This window comes from Ruminococcus sp. 5_1_39BFAA (genome assembly GCF_964240875.1).
In the GTDB taxonomy this organism is placed as follows: Bacteria; Bacillota; Clostridia; order Lachnospirales; family Lachnospiraceae; genus Blautia_A.
Map to the genome: position 1 here is coordinate 48,328 of NZ_CAXSVO010000002.1, position 24,330 is coordinate 72,657.

Below are 24,330 nucleotides of genomic sequence, written 5' to 3' on the forward strand. Positions count from 1 at the left end.
GGCGTTACGGTTCGTTCTGTTCGCAGCAACACAGCCGTGGATTTTTCTTGACGCAGCATAAAAAATGGATGATAATAAAATCAATTTTTAATTGAGAGAGTATAAAAGAGGTGTGAAAAATGAGTTACAGCTTTGAAGGACGGATTCGCTACAGTGAAACAGGAGAGAACGGGTGTCTGACCCTTCCGGGGATTCTGGATTATTTCCAGGACTGCTGTACCTTTCATTCGGAATCCATAGGACAGGGAATGGAGGCGGTGAAAAAAAGGGGGCTTGCGTGGGTGCTGTCCTCCTGGCAGGTGGTTGTGGACCGGTACCCGCGGCTGGGAGAGACAGTGAAGACCACAACTGCACCATATGATTTCCGGGGCTTTCTGGGAATGCGTAATTTTACCATGGACACGCAGGACGGGGAACGCCTGGCATATGCAAATACGATCTGGTCAAACATTAACATTGAGACAGGAAGGCCGGAAAAGCTGAAGGATGAAGATATAGCGGGATATGAACTGAGCGAAAAGCTGGTTATGGAATATGCGCCGCGGAAGATTGCCCTGCCGAAGGATCTGGAGGCTGGGGAAGCGTTTGCCGTGCAGAAGCATCACCTTGATACCAATCATCATGTAAATAATTGCCAGTATGTGCGTATGGCAGCGGACTATCTGCCGGAGGGATTTTCCATTCATCAGATGCGGGCGGAATATAAAAAGCAGGCAGTGCTGAACGATGTTTTTTATCCGCAGGTGGGGCGCGAGGATGGAAAAGTGACCGTGGTTCTGGGAAATGAGCAGGGCGAGGCATATGCAGTTGTAGAATTTCGATAAAGTATCTTGTGGGCTGGGGGAAAAGCCTTTATAATGGCTTTAGGTAGAAAATATCAAAGAGAAAGAAGGTATTTGAATGAAATTTGCGGTTCTGGGAGCAGGAAGCATTGCGATACAGATGGCAAAAACAATAGCCGGTATGGAAAATGTGGAAGCTTATGCTGTTGCAGCCAGGGATTTAGGGCGGGCACAGGCTTTTGCAAAAGAACATGGCTTCACCAGGGCGTACGGCTCTTATGAGGAGATGCTTTCTGACGAGGCGGTGGATCTGGTTTATGTCGCAACACCTCATTCACATCATTTCAAGCATGCCAAAATGTGTCTGGAAGCAGGAAAAAATGTGCTGTGTGAGAAATCCTTTACCGTGACAGCAGATCAGGCGAGAGAATTATTTGCCCTGGCAAAGGAGAAAAAACTGCTGATTACAGAGGCAATCTGGACCAGATATATGCCATCCAGAAAAATGATCGATGACATCATTGCAAGCGGAGAGATCGGAGAAGTTACCTCCCTGACTGCGAATCTGAGTTATTCTCTTTCAGGAATCAAAAGAATCTGGGATCCGAAGTTGGCAGGTGGCGCGCTGCTTGATGTGGGCGTATATCCCATTAACTTTGCGCGTATGATCTTCGGAGATACTCTAAAAGAAGTGACAGCAACAGTGATTTTCCGTGATGGTGTGGATATGACAGACAGCATTGTGATGAACTTTGAGGGAGATAAAGTGGCTACCCTCCAAAGCAGTGTGTGCGCTGTGTCAGACCGGCTGGGAGGGATTTTTGGCACAAAAGGATACATAGAGGTGCAGAACATCAATAATCCGGAAAAAATCACAGTGTATGATGCGGATCACAAGGAAAAAGCTGTTTATCTGCCGCCTGAACAGATCACAGGCTATGAATATGAGGTAGAGGCATGTGCGCGGGCAATCGCAAGTGGCGACCTGGAGTGTCCGGAGATGCCGCACGAGGAAACTGTTAAGGTACTGGAGATTATGGACGAGATCAGAAAGTCCTGGGGCTATGAGATTCCATTGGATGTTTGATGGCTGAACATTCGAAATAACAATAAAGGAGGAAGAAGATTATGTTAGAGAAATTAAAGGAAGAGGTTTACAAAGCAAATATGGATCTGCCCAGATACGGTCTGGTTACTTTTACATGGGGAAATGTAAGCGGTATTGACAGGGAAAAAGGGTTGTTTGTGATTAAACCAAGCGGTGTGGAATACGATAAGCTGACCCCTGAGGATATGGTAGTCGTAGACCTGGAGGGAAACAAGGTAGAAGGAAAATATAATCCGTCATCTGACACGCCTACTCATGTGGTATTGTATAATTCATTTCCAAATGTTGGCGGTATCGTACATACCCATTCGTCCTGGGCAACAAGCTGGGCACAGGCAGGCCGTTCCATTCCGTGCTATGGTACAACTCATGCAGACTACATTTACGGTGAGGTTCCCTGCGTGCGCAATCTGAGCAGGGAAGAGATTGAGGAGGCCTATGAACGGAATACAGGCATTCTGATCGCGGACTATTTTAAGAAAAGGGATTATGAAGCAGTTCCGGCAGTTCTGTGCAAGAATCATGGACCTTTCACATGGGGAAAGGATGCACATGAAGCAGTGCACAATGCGGTTGTATTGGAAGAAGTTGCAAAAATGGCTACCCGCTGCGAACAGATCAATCCGAATGTGACTCCTGCGCCACAGGTTTTGCAGGATAAGCATTATTATAGAAAGCATGGTGCAAACGCATATTACGGACAGGGAAATATTGAATAGAGGAGGAACGGGACGATGATACACAAAAAAATACAGGTCGAGGCGCCCGGTTCCGGAAACCAGGCGGAGCTGTATACGTATTTTCTCGACAATTCCGTGGAGATAGACCTGAACAGGAAGCGTCCCGTGGTGCTGATCTGTCCGGGAGGCGGATACGCTATGACATCGGACCGGGAGGCGGAGGGAATTGCGATCCGTTTTCTGGCAATGGGATATCATGCGGCAGTTCTGCGTTACAGCGTTGCACCGGCGCGTTTCCCGGATGCGCTTACCCAGCTTGCAAAGGCGGTATGCCTGCTGCGCGAAAACGCAGAGGAGTGGAACATCGATAAGGATAAAATCGTGGTACAGGGATCCTCTGCCGGGGGTCACCTGGCTGCCAGCCTTGGCGTTTTCTGGAATAAACCGTTTTTGTCCCGAATATTGGGTGTGCCGTCCGAAAATTTCCGTCCAAACGGTCTGATACTCAGTTATCCGGTTATCTCGTCAGGAGACAAAGGGCATCAGGAATCCTTCCAGAATCTTCTTGGGGAGGATTACGAGGACGAAGAAAAGCGCAGAGGCATGTCTCTGGAAAACTGTGTTACAAAGGATACGCCCAGGACGTTCCTTTGGCATACTGCAACAGATGATACAGTTCCCGTGGAGAATTCTATTATGTTTTTCCAGGCACTTCATGCGCTGGATATATCCGCAGAGCTTCATATCTATCCTGTAGGTGTACACGGACTGGGGCTTGCAGACTCCGAAACCGTAAACTGCATGGGCATCGGAATCCAGGAGGAATGTCAGTCCTGGGTTGACCTGGCTGGTGAGTGGATGAAGCATTTGTGATAAGCTGTGCATCAGCCTTTAAAGATAGAGAACCACCCCTTGGCTTAATAAAAAGCTCTGGAGTGGTTCTTTGTTGATAGAATTTTTTTGCTGCTTTTGGCCGGATTAATGAATATCCAGTTCCGGTGGTTCGTCCAGGGTTTCAGAAACGTATTTTCCGTTTTTCTTACGCTGCCGGACACATTCGGAAAGAAGATATTCAATCTGTCCGTTGACGGAGCGGAAATCGTCCTCCGCCCAGGCTGCTATCTGGTCATAAAGCTTTGCGGAGAGCCTGAGGGGAACCTGTTTTTTCGGTTTATCTGCCATGGCTAGTAGAGGCTGCCGGAATTTACGATGGGCTGTGCGTCGTGATTGCCGCAGAGCACTACAAGCAGATTGGATACCATGGCAGCCTTCCGCTCCTCGTCAAGCTCTACCACGTTATTCTCATTCAGGCGTTCCAGTGCCATTTCTACCATACCGACTGCACCGTCTACGATCATCTTACGGGCATCGATAATGGCGGATGCCTGCTGTCTCTGCAGCATGACGGCTGCAATCTCCGGTGCATAGGCAAGATAGGTGATGCGGGCCTCGATGATCTCCAGACCTGCGGAAGCGACCTTTTGCTGGATCTCATCCCGGATACGGTTTGCAACGATCTCGCTGGAGCCGCGAAGACTTCCCTCGTCAGCGACGCCGTCTCCGGTGGTGTCTACGTTAGGAGCTACATCATAAGGATAAATGCGGACAATGTTTCGGAGAGCGCTGTCACACTGCAGGGAAAGATATTCCTTGTAGTTGTCAACGGTGAAGACCGCTTTGGCGGTATCGACCACACGCCACATAACCGCGATTCCGATTTCCACGGGATTTCCCAGACAATCATTAATCTTCTGGCGGTTGTTGTTCAGAGTCATGATCTTCAGGGAGATTTTTTTACTTGAAGCATCGCCGCCCACGGAAACCTGTGCGCTGCCGGAGGTAAAGAAGATTGGCTTTGCGCTGCCGCCGTCTACATCACCGCTTTGGTTCAGCTTTGTTTTAGCTGCCGGATTTACGCCGGTGCAAAAGGGGTTTACCCAGTAAAAACCGTCGTCCTTAAGAGTTCCTACATATTTACCGAACAAAGTGAGTACCAGGGCTTCCTGGGGCTTCAAAACCTTGAGGCCCAAAAAAGGAATCCATCCCAGGGAAAGCCAGATGATGCCGATGACCATTACCGGGATGGTCATCGTATTGCCGCCGTAAACCACTGCTAAAATAGCCGCAATATAAAGCACAAGGAAAAGCAGCATCATGACCATTCCATTTTTCTTGTTGTCTAATACTTTTTCTTTCATATTTTTTCCCTCCATGATTGGAACTACTGGTTGATATTCTGATAATATCATTTTGATATCAAAATGTCAATGGGTTTGAGACGCTTTTTGGATATCGAAGTCTTTATATGCAATAGAACAAAAGGTACTTGAATATAGGAACAGAACGTGTTATATTTAAAGCGTAAGAAAAACAACCGCCCACAAGGGGTTGACCTTATAAACATGAATGGCAAATCATAGAATCTCCACCCTCGTTGCCGGTCAAAGTTTAGAGGGTGGTTTTCTATGCTTTAAAGCATTATCTGCAAATCAAAACTATGAAAGTCAGTAATGCCAAAATGAACGTCCCAAAGGCCATCAGGTCCTTGAAGTCAAATAATTTCTTATTTTTCCTGCTCATCAGCACCACCTCCGATCCTATGTAAGAATAGAGGTCAGCCACCCTGCAACACGGTTGTTTGTAACAGTATATCATAGAACAAAACGTACTTCAATGGCAAACACAATATATACAAACAACAATCTTTTTCTTGACTTTACACAGGTTTTGATTTATGATGAAACATATCGCAATGGCGCGTTACCAGATTAACGTGGTCATTGCGATTTTTTGTTTGTTAAAAAAATATTTATCTATACAATGAGGAGGAAACGAAGATGAAAAAGGGTTATTTATGGAGAAAAATGACAAGTGGAATTATGGCTGCCGCCGTAGCGGTTTCAGCAGTGCCGGGAGCAGGACTTACCATGGTTCAGGCAGAGGAGAAAAAGACCTTAAAGGTTGCAATGGAGTGCGGATATGCACCATATAACTGGACGCAGCCGGATGATTCCAACGGCGCAGTGCCAATCTCAGGGAGCTCCGATTATGCTTACGGCTATGATGTTATGATGGCAAAGCACATTTGCGACGAGCTGGGCTATGACCTGGAAATTGTAAAGCTTGACTGGGATTCCCTGGTACCGGCTGTACAGTCCGGCAAGGTTGACTGTGTTATCGCAGGACAGTCTATTACCTCCGAGCGTCAGCAGATGGTTGATTTTACAGAACCTTATTACTACGCATCTATCATCACTCTGGTAAAGGCTGACGGCGAATATGCGGATGCTGCAAGTGTGGAGGATTTAAGCGGCGTTACCTGTACTTCACAGCAGAATACGATCTGGTATGATTCCTGCCTGCCGCAGATCCCGGATGCAAATATCCTTCCTGCACAGGAAAGCGCACCTGCTATGCTGGTAGCTCTGGAGGCCGGAAAATGCGACGCAGTCGTAACTGACATGCCAACCGGTATGGCTGCTTGTATAGCTTATCCGGATTTCAAACTGCTGGATTTCTCCGGTACAGAGGGAGAGTTTGAAGTTTCCGAGGAAGATATCAACATCGGCGTTTCTTTGCAGAAAGGAAACACAGAGCTTCTGGATGCAATCAACAGTGTTCTCAGCGAAATGACGGAGGATGATTTTACAGAGATGATGGACGAGGCTATTTCCGTGCAGCCGCTGTCTGAGTAAAAAGGAGGACAAATATGCTTCCTGAAAGCTTTTGGGGACGTATCATATATATTCTTCAGCAGTATGGTCCCTCTTTTTTGAAGGGTGCGGGAAATACTATGATCATAGCTATCGTCGGCACCTTTCTGGGATGCGTGATCGGATTTGCTGTGGGTATTATACAGACTATCCCTGTTGAAAAAAAGGACTCAGCGGTAAAAGGGATAGTTGTTGGAATCCTGAAATTTATCATGGCGTGCTACGTGGAGGTTTTCCGCGGCACGCCCATGATGGCGCAGGCAATGTTTATTTATTTTGGAAGCTCCTATTTGTTTAATATAAACATGTCCATGTGGTTTGCGGCGTTTTTTATTGTTTCCATTAATACAGGTGCGTATATGGCGGAGACGGTCCGAGGCGGGATTCTTTCCATAGATGAAGGTCAGACCGAAGCGGCAAAAGCTATTGGTATGACCCATGTTCAGACTATGATTAATGTTATTTTGCCCCAGGCGCTGCGCAACATTATGCCGCAGATAGGAAACAACCTGATCATCAATATTAAGGATACATGTGTGCTTTCCATCATCGGAATCGTAGAGCTGTTCTATACTACGAAGGGTGTGGCAGGCGCATATTATACATATTTTGAGTCGTTTACCATTGCCATGGTGATGTACTTCATTCTTACTTTTGTGTGCTCCAGGCTGCTTCGCCTGCTGGAGAACAAGATGGATGGGCCGGACAATTATGACCTGGCCACTACGGATACCTTGACGCATACGAGCGGATTGTATTCTTATAAAAAGAAGGGGGAGGATTGACCATGAGCGAAAAGATCCTGGAAGTAAAACATCTGGGAAAAGCATTCGGAAAAAATCAGGTTCTCAGAGACATTGATTTTTCCGTAAGCCCGGGAGATGTGACCTGTATCATCGGACCTTCTGGTTCCGGAAAATCTACTCTTCTCAGATGTCTGAATATGCTGGAAACTCCTTCTTCGGGAGAGATTAATTATCACGGAACCGATATTACGGACAGAAGGGTGAATGTGCCGGAGTATCGTTCCAAAGTGGGAATGGTATTTCAGAACTTTAACCTTTTCAGCAATATGACGGCACTGAAAAACTGCACGGTAGGGCAGGAGAAGGTGCTGAAAATGGGCAAAAAAGAAGCGGAAGACCGCGCCATGTTTTATCTGGAAAAGGTGGGAATGGCGCCTTACATTAATGCAAAACCAAAGCAGTTGTCAGGCGGACAGAAGCAGAGAGTGGCGATCGCCAGAGCTCTTGCCATGGAGCCGGAGATCCTTCTGTTTGACGAACCCACATCAGCGCTGGATCCGCAGATGGTAGGCGAGGTGCTGGAGGTTATGAGAAAGCTGGCGGAGGATGGTCTGACCATGATCATTGTGACCCATGAAATGGCATTTGCCAGGGATGTTTCCAAGCATGTGATTTTTATGGCAAACGGTGTCATTGTGGAGGAAGGCGAACCGAAATCCCTTTTCGGAAATCCAAAGGATGAGCTGACCAGGGAATTCCTCAGAAGATTCAGAAATTCATAAAAATGGCGGGGTGGTATCCTGCCAGCCGGAAGCGATTATTGCATATATGAGATTTACAGTTTAAAACCTGAGATGAGGAAATAGCCTTGTTTCAGGTTTTTTGATATAATAGTGAAAATATGCTGGTATATATGTCTATGCACAACGATGTATCCTTTATCATTGACCTGCGTCTGAACCTGTATGAGCACCAGTCTACCTATAACCCAAATCTTCCGCTGCGCTTTTTCATGTATGCGGCAGATATTTATTCAGACCTTACAAAAGATGAAAATTTATATGGAACAAAAGCCATTCAAATTTCGCCGCCGAAGTTCGTAATCTTTTACAATGGAGAGGCTGAGCAGCCTGACAGAAAGATATTGCGTCTGTCCGATCTGTATACAGTACCGGATACCTGTCCGTCTCTGGAGTTGACAGCATTGATGCTGAATATCAACAAAGGAAGAAATGAGGCAATCATGGAAGCCTGTAAAACGCTGAAGGACTATGCCGAGTACACATTCAGAGTGCGTACCTATGCAAAAGAACTGCCTATAGAAAGTGCGGTAGAGCGGGCTATTACAGAATGTATCCGGGAAGGAATTCTGAGTGACTTTTTGAGCAGAAACAGAGCGGAGGCGAAAAAAGTGAGTATATATGAATATGATGAAGAAAAACACATGAGGCAGACCCGTGAGGAGGGAAAAGAGGAAGGAATACAGGAAGGCAGACAGCAGACGAAACTAGAGGCTATAAAAAAAATGATGAAAGCCCTGAACATCACAGCCGAGCATGCGATGGAGATACTGGAAATACCGGAGAACGAGCAGGAAGAGTATCTTTCTAAACTGCCGAAATAGCATGTTGTAAAGGATTTACAGTTTAAAAATCTGGGATGGAGATATATTCCTTCATCTCAGATTTTTGTTTTCGTGGAACGTATCCGGCAATTGGAGTTTACCTTTTGGAAAGGATTGGATATAATGATGCTATGGCAATCTGATCTGAAAGGAAATCTGGAAGGATGAAAAGAAAATACAGAATCATCAGCCTGTTGGTATTGTTTCTGGTCCTTTGCCTTGGAACTCCGGCTGTGACAGCGCAGGCAAAGGTAAAATCAGGCACCCAGGTAACAGCAGCACGGGCAGGGAAATTTGTAAAAAGCAAAAATAAGTGGCGTTACCTATACAAAGACGGAACCTATGCAAAGGACTGCCTTTTGAGGATCAAAGGCAAAATCTACTACTTTAGCCCCCAGGGTTACAGAATGTACGGCTGGCAGAAGATCGGAAAATTCATGTACTATTTCGGGAAAAATTCCCAGGGCTATATGTATCAGAACAGATGGGTTTCACAGAATGGGAAAAAGACCTGCTATCTGAAAAAGAACGGACATCTGTCAATGCCGCTTTCCGCAGACTGCGCCATTTTAGTGGATGCAGCCACAGGAGAAGTGATCTATTCCAAAAACCCGGACATGCGTCATGGAAACGGAAGCACCACTAAGATCATGACCTGCATTTTGGCGCTGGAAAACAGCAAAATGTCGGAAAAAGTCACAGCTTCCGCCAATGCGGCAGCCCAGGAGCCTACCAAGCTTAACCTGCACGCCGGGGAAACCTTCCGCATGAAGGACATGCTCTATTCTCTGATGGTGCCGTCCCACAATGATACGGCAGTAGCCATTGCAGAGCATATCAGCGGTTCGGAAAAAGCTTTTGTAAAAAAGATGAATAAAAAAGCAGCAAAACTCGGATGTACAAATACACATTTTGCCACTGCAAGCGGTCTGGACGCAGGGATGAACCATTATACAACAGCCAGAGATCTGGCGAAAATAGCTGCATATGCGTGGAAAAGCAATACCTTCCGCAAGATTGTAGGAACATCAGCCTATTCCATGAAAAGCACCCAGGGAAACCGATATCGTTTTGAAACCTCCAATGAGCTCTTAAACGTATTGCCAGGAGTAAAAGGAATGAAAACCGGGTATACCAGAAAAGCAGGAAACTGCTTTGTGGGCGTGGTGCAGGCCAAAAGCGGAAGGACTTATATATCCGTAGTGCTGGGCTCTCCCACAGAGGATTCCCGCTGGGATGATTCCAGGGCATTGCTGACGTTTGCTTATAATCTGTAAGGAAAAACACAAAACAAATAATACCAATTCTGATTCCCGTATGCTATACTTGTATCACCTAACCGGAAAAATATTTTTGACGGACGCAGGTGCATGATATATGGAACATTATTGAGCAATTATATAATGAAGGAGAATACATGATCGAATTAGGAAAAAAACAGACCCTTACGGTTGTAAAAGCTGTAGAATTCGGGGTATACCTGGCGGAGGATGAAGGCGCAGAGGCAAAGGACCGGGTGCTTTTGCCGGGAAAACAGGTCCCGGAGGGAACAAAAACAGGGGACAGGCTGGAAGTGTTTATTTATAAGGATTCCAAAGACCGCCTCATTTCCACAACAAATGAGCCCAAACTGCAGGTAGGCGGAATCGCTGTCCTGGAGGTGAAGCAGGTGACAAAAATCGGCGCTTTTCTGGACTGGGGTCTGGAAAAGGACCTGCTTTTGCCCTATCATGAGCAGACAACAAGGGTCTGTGAGGGACAGGAATGCCTGGTGGCGTTATATGTGGACAAAAGCAGCAGGCTTTGTGCAACCATGAAGGTGTATCATTATCTTTCCACCAGGACACCATATGGACCAGGCGACCAGGTAAAGGGCAGGGTATATGAAATAAGCGGAAACTTCGGCATTTTCGTGGCAGTGGATGACAAATATTCCGCGCTGATACCAGCCCGGGAAGCTGCAGGAAAATACCGTCCCGGCGAGATCCTGGACCTGCGGGTCACAGAGGTAAAAGAGGACGGCAAAATGAACGTCACAGACCGCCAGAAGGCATACATCCAGATAGGCGAGGATGCGGAGATGGTCATGGGCGTGATCGATGAATTTGCAGGGGTGCTTCCCTTTGACGACAAAGCCTCCCCGGAGGTCATCAAGCGTGAGTTCGGTTTGAGCAAAAACGCATTCAAGCGTGCAGTGGGCCATCTTCTGAAAGAAGGCAGGATCGAGATTAAGGAGCGCCGCATTTATAAAAAATAGCAGTTCGAATACTACATTCATAAAACAGGAGGCAGAACATTGGCCTTTACACATCTACATGTCCATACAGAATACAGTCTGCTGGACGGTTCAAACAAGATAAAAGAATACGTGGCACAGGTGAAAAAGCTGGGAATGGACAGCGCCGCCATTACAGATCACGGAGTAATGTACGGTGTCATTGATTTTTACCGGGCGGCAAAAGCGGAAGGCATCAATCCCGTTCTGGGCTGCGAGGTATATGTGGCGCCAGGATCCCGTTTTGACCGGGAGATCGGCAGCGGCGATGACCGCTATTACCATTTGGTACTCCTTGCAGAAAACAACCAGGGTTACCAGAACCTGATGAAGATCGTATCAAAAGGCTTTGTGGAAGGCTTTTATTACAAGCCGCGAGTGGATCTGGAGCTTCTCAGGGAATACCATGAGGGCATTATCGCTTTAAGCGCCTGCCTTGCCGGAGAAGTGGCGCGGTATCTCAGTAGGGGAATGTACGGCGATGCAAAGGAAGCAGCCCTGCGCTATCAGGAAATTTTCGGAAAAGGTAATTTTTTCCTGGAGATGCAGGATCACGGCATTCCGGAGCAGCAGAATGTAAATCAGCAGCTTCTCCGTATGCACCAGGAAACTGGCATTGACCTGGTTGCCACAAACGACGTTCACTATACCTATGCACAGGATGCGGAGCCTCACGATGTTCTTCTCTGCCTGCAGACAGGCAAAAAGCTCAGCGACACGGACCGTATGCGTTATGAGGGCGGTCAGTATTATGTAAAATCCGAACAGGAGATGCGGGCGCTGTTTCCCTATGCCGAGGAAGCTCTGGAAAACACCCAAAAAATCGCGGAGCGCTGTCATGTGGAGATTGAGTTCGGTAACACAAAACTCCCCAGATTTGAGGTGCCCGAGGGCTATACTTCCTGGGAGTATTTAAATAAGCTCTGTTATGACGGACTGGAGAAAAGGTATCAGCCTGTTACGGACGAATTGAAAAAAAGACTGGAATATGAGCTTACCACAATAAAAAATATGGGTTACGTGGATTACTTCCTTATTGTATGGGATTTTATCCGGTATGCCCGCGAGAATGATATTATAGTCGGACCGGGCCGAGGCTCCGCTGCAGGAAGCATCGTTGCCTACACACTGGGGATCACCCAGCTTGACCCCATCCGTTATGACCTTCTCTTTGAGCGGTTCCTGAATCCGGAGCGAGTATCTATGCCGGATATTGACGTGGATTTTTGCTTTGAACGCCGCCAGGAGGTTATTGATTATGTGGTGGAGAAATACGGCAAGGACTGCGTGGCGCAGATCGTTACTTTCGGTACGCTGGCAGCCCGGGGTGTGATCCGGGATGTGGGACGCGTTCTGGATATGCCCTATGCCCAGGTGGATACCATAGCGAAGATGATCCCTCAGGAGCTGAATATTACCATTAACAAAGCGCTGGACATGAATCCGGAGCTGAAAAAGGTGTATGAGGAGCAGCCGGAGATCACACGCCTGATCGACATGGCAAAACGTCTGGAAGGACTTCCGCGTCATACCTCCATGCACGCGGCGGGCGTGGTCATCAGCCAGAAAGAGGTAGATGAGTATGTGCCTCTTTCCCGTGCCCAGGACGGTACCATTGTAACACAGTTTACTATGACCACCCTGGAGGAGCTTGGACTTCTGAAAATGGATTTCCTGGGCTTAAGAACCCTGACTGTTATTCAGAGCGCACAGCGCATGATAGAAAAAAATTCAGGCGTTCATCTTGATATGGATAAGATCGACTATAACGACAAAAAGGTTTTAGATTCATTAGGCACAGGCAAAACGGACGGTGTGTTCCAGCTTGAAAGTGCCGGAATGAAGAACTTCATGAAAGAGCTGAAACCGCAGAGCCTTGAGGATATAATCGCAGGTATTTCCCTGTACCGTCCGGGCCCCATGGATTTTATCCCGCAGTATATCCGGGGAAAGAACAGACCGGATACCATCCGTTATGACTGTCCTCAGCTTGAACCCATCCTGAAGCCAACCTACGGCTGTATCGTATATCAGGAACAGGTTATGCAGATCGTGCAGAATCTGGCAGGGTATACCCTTGGACGAAGCGACCTTGTGCGCCGTGCCATGTCAAAGAAAAAAGCATCCGTCATGGAAAAGGAACGTCAGAATTTTGTTTACGGAAACGAAGCGGAGGGTGTGCCGGGCTGTATTGCCAATGGAATCCCGGAAAAAACAGCCAATAAGATTTACGATGAAATGATCGATTTTGCCAAATATGCGTTTAACAAATCCCATGCGGCAGCCTATGCGCTTGTGGCATATCAGACAGCCTTCCTGAAATATTATTATCCTGTGGAGTTTATGGCAGCTCTGATGACGTCCGTGATTGAAATGCCTTCCAAGGTGGCAGAATATATACTGACCTGCCGCCAGATGAATATTAAGATCCTGCCGCCGGATATCAACTGCGGAGAGTACGGCTTTTCTGTGGATAACGGTGCCATCCGCTATGGACTTTCGGCAATTAAAAGCGTGGGCCGCCCTGTTATCGAGGCAATCGTGGCAGAGCGCCGGGAACGCGGCAAATACCGTTCTCTGAAGGACTTTATAGAGAGAAACAGCGGTCAGCTCAACAAGCGAGCCGTGGAAAACTTCATCAAGGCGGGAGCGCTGGATTGTCTGGAGGGAAACCGCAGACAGAAGGTGATGATCTACCCTCAGATCATGGACAGCATCAACCAGGAGAAAAAGCATTCCATGGCAGGACAGCTCAGCCTGTTTGACATTGTCAGCGAGGAGGACAAACGGGAGTTTGAGATCCGTATGCCCGATCTGGAGGAGTTTGACAAGGATACGATCCTGAATTTCGAAAAAGAAGTCCTTGGAATTTATCTGAGCGGTCATCCGCTGGAGCGGTTCCGAAGTGCGATGGAAAAGATCATCTCAGTGAAAACAACGGATTTCCAGCCGGATGAGGAAACAGGATACCCGAAGGTCACGGATAACCAAAAAGTGATCGCAGGCGGCATGATCACGGATAAAACCATAAAATATACAAAAACTAATAAAGTAATGGCTTTCTTTACACTGGAAGACCTTGTGGGAACCGTGGAAGTGGTGGTATTTCCAAAAGACTATGAAAAGTGGCAGCATATGCTGCAGGAGGAGGCCAAGGTTTTTGTGCAGGGACGTGTTTCCGCAGAGGACGATAAAGCCAGCAAGCTGATCATGGAAAAAGTCCGTTCCTTTGATGATATTCCAAGGGAGCTGTGGTTCCAGTTTGAAAGCCGTGAGGATTATGCGGCAAAGGAGCGGCAGCTTTTATCCGACCTGACAGAATCCCCGGGAGAGTCTGCTGTAGTGGTGTATTTAAAAGATGTAAAGGCCATGAAAAAGCTTCCTATTGGTTATCATGTACAAATTCAGGACGCCTGGCTTTCCCGTATGTGCGAAAAATATGGGAATTCCAATGTTAAAGTTGTGGAAAGAGTATTGAAAAACTTATAGAAATGCTATAAACTAAGGCTGAATATGTGTAGATATAAGGGTGGCTGACCGGGTATTTGACGGCTGACCTGCCCACGATAGATTCAGAAGATGGAGGAGATTATTATGGCAGAAAAACAGATTAAAACCATCGGTGTTCTGACCAGCGGCGGTGATGCGCCGGGAATGAATGCTGCGACCCGTGCAGTTGTGAGACGGGGCTTAAGCAGCGGACTGAAGGTAAAAGGTATTCTGAAAGGGTATAATGGACTCTTAAACGAAGAAATCATCGACATGACAGCAAAGGATGTGTCTGACACCATTGAACGCGGAGGTACGATACTGTATACGGCACGCTGTGCGGAGTTCCGTACACCGGAGGGACAGCAGCGCGGCGCAGAGGTTTGCAGGAAGCATGGTATTGACGGTCTGGTTGTTATCGGAGGCGACGGTTCTTTTGCAGGTGCGCAGAAGCTTGCAGAGCTGGGAATCAATACCATCGGCGTACCGGGAACCATTGATCTGGATATCGCGTGTACAGAGTATACTATAGGCTTTGACACAGCCGTAAATACGGCGATGGAAGCAATCGACAAGGTTCGTGATACCTCCACTTCACATGAGAGATGCAGTATCATTGAGGTTATGGGACGCGGCGCAGGTTATCTGGCACTGTGGTGCGGTATTGCAAACGGTGCGGAGGATGTGCTGATTCCGGAAAAATATAACTACGATGAGCAGAAGCTGATCAACAATATTATTGAGAGCCGAAAAGCAGGAAAGAAACATCATATCATTATTAATGCAGAAGGAATCGGTCATTCCGAGGCCATGGCAAAACGTATTGAGGCTGCTACCGGTATTGAGACACGTGCAACCATCCTTGGCCATATGCAGCGTGGCGGAAACCCCACATGCAAAGACCGTGTATATGCATCTATGATGGGCGCAATGGCAGTAGATCTTCTTGTGGCAGGAAAGAGCTGCCGTGTAGTAGGATACCGCCATGGCGATTTTGTGGACTTTGATATCAACGAAGCACTGGCAATGCAGAAAAATGTTTCTTCTTATATGTGGGAGGTTTGCCAGTCTCTTTCACATAATTATAAAAAATAAATGATAGAAAATTTAAAAAAATATCAACATAAACTAAACACAGCACAGATAATTACCCTCAGCTTTGCGGGGGTAATTTTTATAGGAGGATTAATTTTATGGCTGCCCCTTTGTACCGTGCCAGGGCTGCATACCTCCTTTACAGACGCTATGTTTACGGCAACGACCTGCGTATGTGTTACCGGGCTTGTGACTGTGACTACGGCGGCTCACTGGACCATTTTGGGAAAGGCCGTCATCCTGCTCCTGATACAGATCGGTGGTATCGGTCTGATCGCCCTTGGCAGCATTATTTTTATCAGCCTGCACAGAAAGATATCCATGAGAAACCGCCGGATGATTCAGGAATCCTATAATCTGGACCAGATGTCCGGTTTGGTAAGGGTGGTAAAAAAAGTTATGCAGTGCGTTTTTGCAGCAGAGGGAATCGGTGCTGTCTGCTATGCCTTTTGTTTTATCCCGGAGTTCGGATGGAAAATGGGACTGGTGCAGTCTGTCTTCACATCCGTATCCGCGTTCTGTAATGCGGGAATCGACATTCTGGGAGAAAACAGCCTGGCGCCTTATGTGGCCGATCCGCTGGTCAATATTACGACCATGGGGCTGATCATTGCATCCGGTCTTGGCTTTACGGTGTGGTGGGATCTGGGAAGCAAGGTGAAGAAAATCTGGAAAAGGGAAATGCCGTTCCACAGAATGTACAAAACACTCCGGTTTCATAGCAAGATAGTAATCACCACCACCATCATTCTGGTAGCAGGAGGCACGCTGCTGATTTTTTTGTTTGAATATGGAAATCCGGCGACTATGAAACATATGTCTGTGGGAGAGAAGCTGTTGGCATCTGCGTTTCAGTCTGTAACTACCAGAACAGCAGGATTCCTTACCATTGATCAGAAAGCGCTTTCCCACGCAAGTGTAATGGTGTGCCTGTTTCTTATGCTGGTGGGCGGGTCACCGATGGGAACTGCCGGAGGTATCAAGACTACGACTCTGGCAGTGCTGGTTTTGAGCGTTGCTGCAAATCTGCGCGGAAAGCAGGACGTGGAAGCATGTAACCGGAAAATCCGTACCAGCTATATTCGTTCTGCAGTGGTGGTAGCGGGCATGGCGGTCAGCGTGCTTTTCGTATCGATCCTGCTGTTGTCCGCAGCAATGCCGGGAGAGGACTTTACGGACATTGTATATGAGCTGACCTCTGCGATAGGAACCGTAGGGTTATCCAGAGGGCTGACACCGAATCTGAATCTTCCGGGAAAATGGATCGTACTTTTTACCATGTACCTGGGAAGAATCGGTCCATTGACACTGGGAACCGCGGTCGTGGCACGGGCGCACCGACGTCCGGAAAAAGTAAGTCTGGCGGAAGAAGACATTATGATAGGATAGAAATGAGATAATTGGAGAATATATGAAAGATAAATCTTTTGCAGTGATTGGCCTGGGTCAGTTTGGTATTACATTGGCGGAAACGCTGGCAGAATCCAATTGTGATGTGCTGGCAATTGATGATAACGGGGAAAAGATCCAGGAAGTGGCAGATAAAGTGACTTATGCGGTAAAGGCAGATGTACGGGAACCTGGAGTTCTGGAATCCCTGGGAGTGAGAAATGTAGATGTGGCTGTGATCGCAGTAGCAGAAAACCTGGAAGCCAGCATTACCGCCACCATGCAGGCAAAGGAACTGGGAGTTCCATTCGTACTGGCAAAGGCTATGAATTCCCTGCACGGAAGAATTCTGGAAAAAATCGGGGCGGATGAAGTGATCTATCCGGAGAAATCCATGGGGCTTCGCGTGGCAAGGAACCTTTTATCCAGCGGATTTGTGGATATTTTTGAATTGTCGCCGGACTTTAGTATGGCAGAATTTGCAATTCCTGAGGACTGGGTGGGCAAATGTCTGGCAGAGCTGGGAATCCGTGAAAAATACCATGTCAATATTATTGCTGTCAAAAAGGGAGACAGTGTAAATGTAAATATGAAACCGGATGTACCGTTCGAAAAAGACTGCTTACTGATTGCAATCGGAAAGAACGAGGATTTGAACCGTTTATGATCACAAGCGTAAGTAACGGGCAGGTAAAAAACATTATACAACTGAATCAGAAGGCGAAGGCACGGAGGGAACAGGGGCTTTTTGTGGCAGAAGGAAGAAAAATGTTCGGAGAGGCTCCAAGAGATTGGATATCCGGAGTTTTCATAACAGAATCCCTGTCTCATGAAACGGAACTGATGGCACAGGTGGCGGGACTTCCGTATGAGATCGTGGCGGATAACGTTTTCCGGCAGATGAGCGATACCCAGACACCGCAGGGAATCCTGACTGTGCTGAGAAAACCCTCCTATACAATAGAAGACATTTTACATGGGGAAAATCCGCTGGTGATGGTTCTGGAGGATCTGCAGGATCCCGGTAACGCGGGAACCATATTCCGTACCGGGGAGGGTGCAGGCGTATCGGGAGTATTCCTTACCAGAACCTGTGTGGACATCACAAATCCCAAGGTCATCCGTTCTACCATGGGTTCTGTGTACAGAATGCCTTTCCTATATGTAGAAGATGTGGTATCATTAAAGAGCGAACTGACAGAGAGAAACATCCGCATCTTCGCTGCGCATCTGCAGGGAAAAAATTTTTACGACAAAGAGGTATATACGGGAGGAACGGCTTTCCTCATCGGCAATGAGGGAAAGGGACTGACACAGGAGGCGGCAGAAACAGCGGATACGCTGATCCGTATTCCTATGTGCGGGCAGGTAGAATCCCTGAATGCAGCTATGGCGGCAGGAATTTTAATGTACGAGGCTGCACGGCAGCGGAGAGGATGAACAATCTTCAAAAGGAAGGGGGACTTCTATGGAACCTATTATCTGGCTTGGGGTAGTAGCAGTGCTTCTTGTCATTGAGGCAATCACCACCGGTCTTACTACAATCTGGTTTGCCGGAGGAGCTTTGGTGGCAGGGATTGCGGCTTATGCCGGTGCCGGGCTCGCTTTGCAGCTTATCCTGTTTTTATGTGTTTCCCTGGTGCTCTTGTTTTTTACAAGACCGCTGGCTGTGAAATATATGAATAAGGGGCTGGAAAAGACAAATGTCAACAGCCTGCTGGGAAAAACAGCAGTTGTCATTCAGGAAATTGACAATCTGGCCCAGACAGGGCAGGTGCGTATCGGAGATGTGGAGTGGATGGCGCGTACTGATTCAGACGTCCAGAAGATTCCGGTAAATGCAGTTGTGATCATTAAGAAGATCAGCGGAGTGAAGCTGATCGTGGAAGAAAAAAAGGAGGGCTGATTTATGGGTGGTATTGTTTTTGGCATTATTTTGATTGTATTGGTACTGTGGGTGCTGGCATCCTGTATCCGTATCGTACCGCAGGCATATGCCATTGTGCTGGAGCGTCTGGGGGCTTACCGGGCAACCTGGGGAACCGGAGTCCATTTCAAGGTTCCGTTTATCGAGAGAGTTGCCAGAAAAGTAAATTTAAAGGAACAGGTGGTAGACTTCCCGCCGCAGCCTGTTATCACAAAAGATAACGTAACCATGCAGATTGATACGGTAGTATTTTTCCAGATCACAGATCCGAAGCTTTACGCATACGGCGTAGAAAATCCGATCATGGCAATTGAAAATCTTTCCGCTACCACGCTGCGTAATATTATCGGGGATATGGAACTGGACGAAACCCTTACCTCCCGTGAGGTTATCAACACCAAGATGCGCGCATCTCTGGATGTGGCAACAGACCCATGGGGAATCAAGGTAAACCGGGTAGAACTGAAAAATATCATCCCTCCGGCTGCTATCCAGGAAGCTATGGAGAAACAGATGAAGGCAGAGCGTGAGAGACGTGAAGCAATCCTTAAGGCAGAGGGTGAAAAGAAATCCACGATCCTTGTGGCAGAGGGAAAAAAGGAATCTGCGATCCTTGATGCGGAGGCTGAAAAGCAGGCTGCTATTCTGAAAGCAGAGGCGCAGAAGGAGCGTATGATCAAGGAAGCGGAAGGCCAGGCAGAAGCTGTTCTGAAGGTGCAGAAAGCAAACGCAGAAGGACTTCGGATGATCAAAGAGGCTGGGGCAGATAATGCAGTTCTTACCTTAAAGAGCCTGGAAGCTCTGGCAAAGGTAGCAGACGGAAAATCCACCAAGATCATCATTCCGTCTGAGATTCAGAGCCTTGCAGGGCTTGCAGCTTCTCTGAAGGAAATCGTTGTGGATGAAAATACGGCAGAGTGATCATAGAAATCCATAAAAGCAGAGAAGGAACCAGCTGCCGTGTGGGTTGCGGCGGCTGGTTTCAAATACATAGCTGAGGAGAGATTATTATGAATTTAAAGGGTAGAAATTTTCTGACACTGAAGGACTATACGCCTGAGGAGATCCTGTATCTTCTGGATCTGTCCGCAGAGCTGAAGGAAAAGAAAAAAGCAGGCGAGCTTCATGAGTATTACAGGGGCAAGAACATTGCACTGATTTTTGAAAAAACAAGTACCAGGACACGCTGCTCCTTCGAGGTGGCTGCACACGATCTGGGCATGGGAAGCACCTATCTGGATCCAACCGGTTCCCAGATCGGAAAGAAAGAAAGCATTGCAGATACCGCCAGAGTTTTGGGAAGAATGTATGATGGTATCGAGTACAGAGGCTTCGGCCAGGATATTGTGGAAGAACTGGCAAAATATGCCGGAGTTCCCGTATGGAACGGTTTGACAAACGAATACCATCCTACACAGATGCTGGCAGATATGCTGACGATCCGTGAACATTTCGGAGGGTTAAAGGGCATTAAGCTGGTATACATGGGCGATGCGCGGTACAACATGGGCAATTCCCTCATGGTAGCGTGCTCCAAGCTGGGTATGAACTTTGTAGCCTGCACAAACAAAAAATATTTCCCAAATGACGAGCTGGTAGCCCAGTGCTGGGAATACGCAAAGGAATCGGGGGCAGCCATCACGCTGACTGAGAATGTGGAAGAGGGCACCAGGGGAGCAGATGTGATCTATACAGACGTGTGGGTATCCATGGGTGAGCCGGACGAAGTGTGGGAGGAGAGAATCCGCGACCTGACACCATACAAGGTGACAAAGCAGGTTATGAGAAATGCCGGGGAAAAGGCAATTTTCCTTCACTGCCTGCCTGCATTCCATGACTTAAAGACAAAGATCGGCAAGGAGATGGGTGAGCGTTTCAATCTGACCGATATGGAGGTCACGGATGAGGTATTTGAGTCTGCCCAGTCAAAGGTATTTGATGAGGCGGAAAACCGTATGCACACCATCAAAGCTGTTATGGTGGCTACTTTGGGAGAGCCGGAAGAGAAATGATGGATAACTTTAATAAAGAGACAATTTTAAAAGGAATACATACAAAATGGGCGGGTAAAACCGTCCATTTTGCAGAAAAAACAGATTCTACGAATTTGTGGATCAAGAGACTGGCAGAAGAGGGGGCACCTCACGGAACGCTGGCACTGGCAGAGTTTCAGTCTGCCGGGCGTGGGCGGCTGGGACGATCCTGGCAGGCTCCGGAGAGAACCTCTGTGATGATGAGCCTTTTGCTGAGACCGGAATTTGAGCCGCAGTATGCCTCCATGCTGACCCTGGTCATGGGGCTTGCGGTAGCTCAGGCGGTGGAGAAGCTGGGCTTTGCTCCTTCAATCAAATGGCCAAACGACGTGGTGCTTTCCCGAAAGAAAATCTGTGGAATACTCACAGAGATGAATGTAAACGAGGGGAAGATCGGCCATGTGGTCATTGGCGTGGGAATTAATGTGAATATCAAGATGTTTCCGGAAGAAATGGCGGACAAGGCCACTTCACTTTGTCTGGAGGCAGGACATGATTTTGAAAGAAGTATTGTGCCGGGGCTTGTGATGGAAGCCTTTGAGCGCAATTATGATAAATTTGTACAGACCTACAATCTGGAACTCCTTATAGAGGATTACGAAAGGATTCTGGCAAACAGGAACCAGCCGGTGCGGGTACTGCATCCGGTTACACCTTACGAGGGAATTGCAAGAGGAATTACGGAAACAGGAGAGCTTCTGGTAGAGCGCGGTGACGGGACGATTTCCCGGGTAAGCGCGGGGGAAGTGTCGGTACGGGGCTTGTACAGCTATGTATAACGCGGTCCGGTGGGAAAGGAATCTATATAACGGTCGGAAAGTGGTTACGGCGAATGATATGGAAAAATGAGTGGATAACAACAGCTTAACAGGAGGTACTCATGTATCAGGAAAATATCGTACTCTGCGGGGCAAGCGCCTATGAGCAGAAATATTACTTTAATAAGGACTTTGATTCCCTGCCGGAGCATGTGAAGCAGGAGCTGCAGATCATGTGCGTTCTTTTTACAGAGGAGATCGGCGGGGTTCTTACTGTGGAATATGATGAGAAAGGAAACCTGCAGTTCCGCACAGAGGCGCTGGAGGCGGATGCGCGGTATGATGACATTGGCGGAGCGCTGAAGATCAAGCAGCTCCGGCGGGAGAAACAGGAGCTTCTGGAATCCCTGGAAATGTATTACCGTGTCTTTTTCCTGGGGGAAACGCCAGAGGAAACTGACATGGAGGACAAAGAGTAGAAGCTATGCAGATGGGATGGAAAATCGGAAATGTGGAGATAGCGAATCCCTTTGTGCTGGCGCCCATGGCGGGAGTGACAGATCTGCCGTTTCGCAGGCTCTGTAAGGAGCAGGGAGCGGGACTTATCTGTATGGAAATGGTAAGCGCAAAGGCTATTTCCTACCGCAATAAAAATACGGAAGCCCTGATGGAGATCGATGCCGGAGAGCATCCGGTATCCCTGCAGCTTTTCGGCAGCGAGCCGGAGTTGATGGCGGAGGTGGCAAAAAGTATAGAGGAGCGTCCCTTTGACATTCTGGACATCAATATGGGATGCCCTGTGCCAAAGGTGGTGAACAACGGGGAAGGCTCCGCGCTTTTGAAAAACCCGGAGCTGATCGCGCAGATCGTAAAAAGCGTTTCTTCGGCTATCAAAAAGCCCCTTACCGTGAAGGTTCGTATTGGGTTTGAAAACGCTCCGGTGGATATTGTGGACATTGCAAGAAGAGTGGAGGATGCAGGCGCGGCAGCCATTGCGGTCCACGGGCGTACCAGACAGCAGTATTATTCCGGAAAGGCGGACTGGGAAACCATTCGCAGAGTGAAGGAGGCCGTGACGATTCCGGTTATCGGAAACGGCGATGTGGATTCGCCGAAAAAGGCGGAAGAAATGATGCGCAGGACCGGCTGCGACGCTGTGATGGTGGGACGTGCCGTACAGGGAAATCCCTGGATTTTTCGGGAACTGAACCATTATTTTGCCACAGGGGAGGAACTGCCGAGACCAACTGCATCAGAAATCCGGGAGATGATATTGAGACACGCCCGGGCGCAGATCGACTTAAAGGGAGAGTTCACCGGAATCCGGGAAATGCGTAAGCATGTTGCCTGGTATACTGCCGGAATGCGCCACAGTGCCGGGCTGCGCCGGGAGTCTAATACCATTGCCAGCTATGAGGACCTGGAGAGATTGTTGGAAAAGCTTGGATAAATGTTGTGAACACGGGAGGATATGGGATATGGAAAGCCTAAAAAACATGGAGGTCATACAAAAAGCCCTGAAATATCTGGAAGAGGATGACGAACGTACTTTGAAGGAGCTGCTGGAAATGTGCCAGATTCCGGCGCCTTCCCATATGGAGAAGGAAAAAGCAGAATATGTGATGAACAAGATGAATGAAATCGGGCTGGATGATGTGCATATGGATGCAGTGGGAAATGTTTTCGGTACGATCAAGGGCAATGGGGACGGTCCCAGGCTGATGCTGGCGGCTCATACAGATACGGTTTTTCCTTTGGACACGGATTTGACTGTGAAAAAAGAGGGGAACCGTTATTTTTGTCCGGGAATTAATGACGACACAAGGGCGATCGCAGAGATCTTAAGTATAGCCAGAGCGATGAAGGCTCTGGACATTCACGGAAACGGCGATATTGTTTTTTGCGCAAATGTATGTGAGGAAGGTCTGGGAGATTTAAAGGGTGTAAAATATATCTTTGAGAATCCTAACGACTATGACGGATTTATCTCCATTGACAATGTGGCTCCGGGCGGAATTGTGTACCGTGCTACGGGAAGCAATCGTTACCTGGTGACCTTTCAGGGGCTTGGCGGACATAGCTTTGGAGATTTCGGAATCCCCAATCCTATTCATGCCATGGGACGGGCAATCAGTATTATCGCAGATTTCCAGGTGAAAAAGCAGCCGAAAACAACCTTTAACGTAGGCGTGATCAATGGAGGAACCTCAGTGAACAGCATTTCGGGAGAATGCTCCATGCTGGTGGATCTGCGCTCCGACAGTCCGGAGGAGTTAGAAAGACTGACGCAGGAGCTGTTCCGTGCTGTGGAGACAGCAGTCTGCCAGGAAAATGCCCGCTGGGAGCGGTCGGAAAAGGTCACAGCGACTTTTACGGAAAAGGGCAGACGTCCCGGAGGGGAACAGCCCAAGGATTGTCTCATTGTACGTGCGGCGTGGGATGCGGCTCTGGCAGTGGGATTGACCCCGGAATACCGTCCGGAGTCCAGCACGGATGCAAACATCCCCATCAGCCTTGGGATTCCGGCTATATCCGTAGGACGGGGCGGCGACGGCGGCGGCACGCACACGCTGCATGAGTGGTTTGAACCCAATGAGGCATATAAGGCGCCTCAGAAAACCCTTCTTCTGATTTTGGCGTTATCCGGTTATGGAGAATTCCGGAAATACCGCCTTCCGTGACAGGAAATATTTTGTGAAAAATATGTGAAA

24 protein-coding genes are annotated in these 24,330 nt (G+C 47.9%); 22 read left to right on the forward strand and 2 right to left on the reverse strand.

Annotated features, from left to right (window positions below; genetic code table 11):
* Positions 1–119: 119 nt before the first annotated feature.
* The 4 genes from ACESZH_RS02810 (at position 120) to ACESZH_RS02825 (ending at position 3,443) form a co-directional block, all read left to right on the forward strand.
* Complete coding sequence (locus tag ACESZH_RS02810; RefSeq protein ID WP_373212697.1) at positions 120–824, forward strand: acyl-[acyl-carrier-protein] thioesterase; 705 nt, start codon at positions 120–122, stop codon at positions 822–824.
* A gap of 76 nt (positions 825–900) precedes the next feature.
* Positions 901–1,869 carry a Gfo/Idh/MocA family protein gene (locus tag ACESZH_RS02815; protein ID WP_373212694.1) on the forward strand — a complete coding sequence of 323 codons (969 nt, stop codon included), beginning with the start codon at positions 901–903 and terminating at the stop codon, positions 1,867–1,869.
* A 41-nt stretch (positions 1,870–1,910) separates the two neighbouring features.
* Entirely contained in the window at positions 1,911–2,609 is a 699-nt protein-coding gene (gene araD / locus ACESZH_RS02820) for an L-ribulose-5-phosphate 4-epimerase (RefSeq protein ID WP_373212693.1), read from the forward strand.
* Positions 2,610–2,624: 15 nt separating this feature from the next.
* Positions 2,625–3,443 carry an alpha/beta hydrolase gene (locus ACESZH_RS02825; RefSeq protein WP_373212690.1) on the forward strand — a complete coding sequence of 273 codons (819 nt, stop codon included), beginning with the start codon at positions 2,625–2,627 and terminating at the stop codon, positions 3,441–3,443.
* 105 nt (positions 3,444–3,548) lie between these two features.
* On the opposite strand, the gene ACESZH_RS02830 is transcribed toward ACESZH_RS02825, so the two are convergent.
* Both ACESZH_RS02830 and ACESZH_RS02835 read right to left on the reverse strand, forming a co-directional pair.
* On the reverse strand, positions 3,549–3,752 hold the full coding sequence (locus ACESZH_RS02830; protein ID WP_373212686.1) for a PTS ascorbate transporter subunit IIC: 204 nt from the start codon (positions 3,750–3,752) through the stop codon (positions 3,549–3,551).
* 2 nt (positions 3,753–3,754) lie between these two features.
* Positions 3,755–4,768 (reverse strand): SPFH domain-containing protein, encoded by a 1,014-nt coding sequence (locus tag ACESZH_RS02835; protein WP_373212683.1) that lies wholly within the window; start codon positions 4,766–4,768, stop codon positions 3,755–3,757.
* A gap of 639 nt (positions 4,769–5,407) precedes the next feature.
* On the opposite strand from ACESZH_RS02835, the gene ACESZH_RS02840 reads away from it, so the two are divergent.
* The 18 genes from ACESZH_RS02840 to ACESZH_RS02925 all read left to right on the forward strand — a co-directional run bounded on the left by ACESZH_RS02840 (position 5,408) and on the right by ACESZH_RS02925 (position 24,300).
* A complete protein-coding gene (locus ACESZH_RS02840) occupies positions 5,408–6,265 on the forward strand; it encodes a transporter substrate-binding domain-containing protein (protein WP_373212680.1) in 858 nt (285 codons plus the stop codon).
* Positions 6,266–6,279: 14 nt separating this feature from the next.
* Positions 6,280–7,068 carry an amino acid ABC transporter permease gene (locus ACESZH_RS02845; protein ID WP_373212678.1) on the forward strand — a complete coding sequence of 263 codons (789 nt, stop codon included), beginning with the start codon at positions 6,280–6,282 and terminating at the stop codon, positions 7,066–7,068.
* Between the two features lie 2 nt (positions 7,069–7,070).
* The gene (locus tag ACESZH_RS02850; protein ID WP_373212677.1) at positions 7,071–7,811 is read left to right on the forward strand and encodes an amino acid ABC transporter ATP-binding protein; all 741 of its coding nucleotides are present in this window, start codon (positions 7,071–7,073) and stop codon (positions 7,809–7,811) included.
* Between the two features lie 119 nt (positions 7,812–7,930).
* Complete coding sequence (locus tag ACESZH_RS02855) at positions 7,931–8,653, forward strand: hypothetical protein (protein WP_373212674.1); 723 nt, start codon at positions 7,931–7,933, stop codon at positions 8,651–8,653.
* Positions 8,654–8,817: 164 nt separating this feature from the next.
* Complete coding sequence (locus ACESZH_RS02860; protein ID WP_373212671.1) at positions 8,818–9,930, forward strand: D-alanyl-D-alanine carboxypeptidase; 1,113 nt, start codon at positions 8,818–8,820, stop codon at positions 9,928–9,930.
* Between the two features lie 140 nt (positions 9,931–10,070).
* Complete coding sequence (locus tag ACESZH_RS02865) at positions 10,071–10,910, forward strand: S1 RNA-binding domain-containing protein (RefSeq protein ID WP_373212669.1); 840 nt, start codon at positions 10,071–10,073, stop codon at positions 10,908–10,910.
* Positions 10,911–10,949: 39 nt separating this feature from the next.
* Positions 10,950–14,417 (forward strand): DNA polymerase III subunit alpha, encoded by a 3,468-nt coding sequence (locus ACESZH_RS02870; RefSeq protein WP_373212666.1) that lies wholly within the window; start codon positions 10,950–10,952, stop codon positions 14,415–14,417.
* Positions 14,418–14,522: 105 nt separating this feature from the next.
* Positions 14,523–15,512: a 6-phosphofructokinase gene (pfkA, locus tag ACESZH_RS02875; protein WP_373212663.1), complete on the forward strand. Its 990-nt coding sequence runs from the start codon at positions 14,523–14,525 to the stop codon at positions 15,510–15,512.
* Positions 15,513–16,901, forward strand: a complete 1,389-nt coding sequence (locus ACESZH_RS02880) for a TrkH family potassium uptake protein (RefSeq protein ID WP_373212662.1) — start codon at positions 15,513–15,515, stop codon at positions 16,899–16,901.
* 22 nt (positions 16,902–16,923) lie between these two features.
* On the forward strand, positions 16,924–17,568 hold the full coding sequence (locus ACESZH_RS02885) for a TrkA family potassium uptake protein (RefSeq protein ID WP_373212659.1): 645 nt from the start codon (positions 16,924–16,926) through the stop codon (positions 17,566–17,568).
* Positions 17,565–18,341: a TrmH family RNA methyltransferase gene (locus ACESZH_RS02890; protein WP_373212657.1), complete on the forward strand. Its 777-nt coding sequence runs from the start codon at positions 17,565–17,567 to the stop codon at positions 18,339–18,341. The genes ACESZH_RS02885 and ACESZH_RS02890 overlap by 4 nt, the downstream gene beginning before the upstream one ends.
* Before the next feature lie 28 nt (positions 18,342–18,369).
* Positions 18,370–18,807 (forward strand): NfeD family protein, encoded by a 438-nt coding sequence (locus ACESZH_RS02895; protein WP_373212655.1) that lies wholly within the window; start codon positions 18,370–18,372, stop codon positions 18,805–18,807.
* A gap of 3 nt (positions 18,808–18,810) precedes the next feature.
* Complete coding sequence (locus tag ACESZH_RS02900) at positions 18,811–19,749, forward strand: SPFH domain-containing protein (protein ID WP_373212652.1); 939 nt, start codon at positions 18,811–18,813, stop codon at positions 19,747–19,749.
* Between the two features lie 89 nt (positions 19,750–19,838).
* A complete protein-coding gene (gene argF, locus ACESZH_RS02905; RefSeq protein ID WP_373212649.1) occupies positions 19,839–20,840 on the forward strand; it encodes an ornithine carbamoyltransferase in 1,002 nt (333 codons plus the stop codon).
* On the forward strand, positions 20,837–21,640 hold the full coding sequence (locus ACESZH_RS02910; RefSeq protein WP_373212646.1) for a biotin--[acetyl-CoA-carboxylase] ligase: 804 nt from the start codon (positions 20,837–20,839) through the stop codon (positions 21,638–21,640). The genes argF and ACESZH_RS02910 overlap by 4 nt, the downstream gene beginning before the upstream one ends.
* Positions 21,641–21,741: 101 nt before the next feature.
* Positions 21,742–22,098: a DUF6145 family protein gene (locus tag ACESZH_RS02915; RefSeq protein WP_373212643.1), complete on the forward strand. Its 357-nt coding sequence runs from the start codon at positions 21,742–21,744 to the stop codon at positions 22,096–22,098.
* 5 nt (positions 22,099–22,103) lie between these two features.
* Positions 22,104–23,069 (forward strand): tRNA dihydrouridine synthase DusB, encoded by a 966-nt coding sequence (gene dusB / locus ACESZH_RS02920; protein ID WP_373212641.1) that lies wholly within the window; start codon positions 22,104–22,106, stop codon positions 23,067–23,069.
* Between the two features lie 28 nt (positions 23,070–23,097).
* Positions 23,098–24,300, forward strand: coding sequence for a M20/M25/M40 family metallo-hydrolase (locus ACESZH_RS02925; protein WP_373212638.1), 1,203 nt, complete (start codon positions 23,098–23,100; stop codon positions 24,298–24,300).
* Positions 24,301–24,330 lie beyond the last annotated feature (30 nt).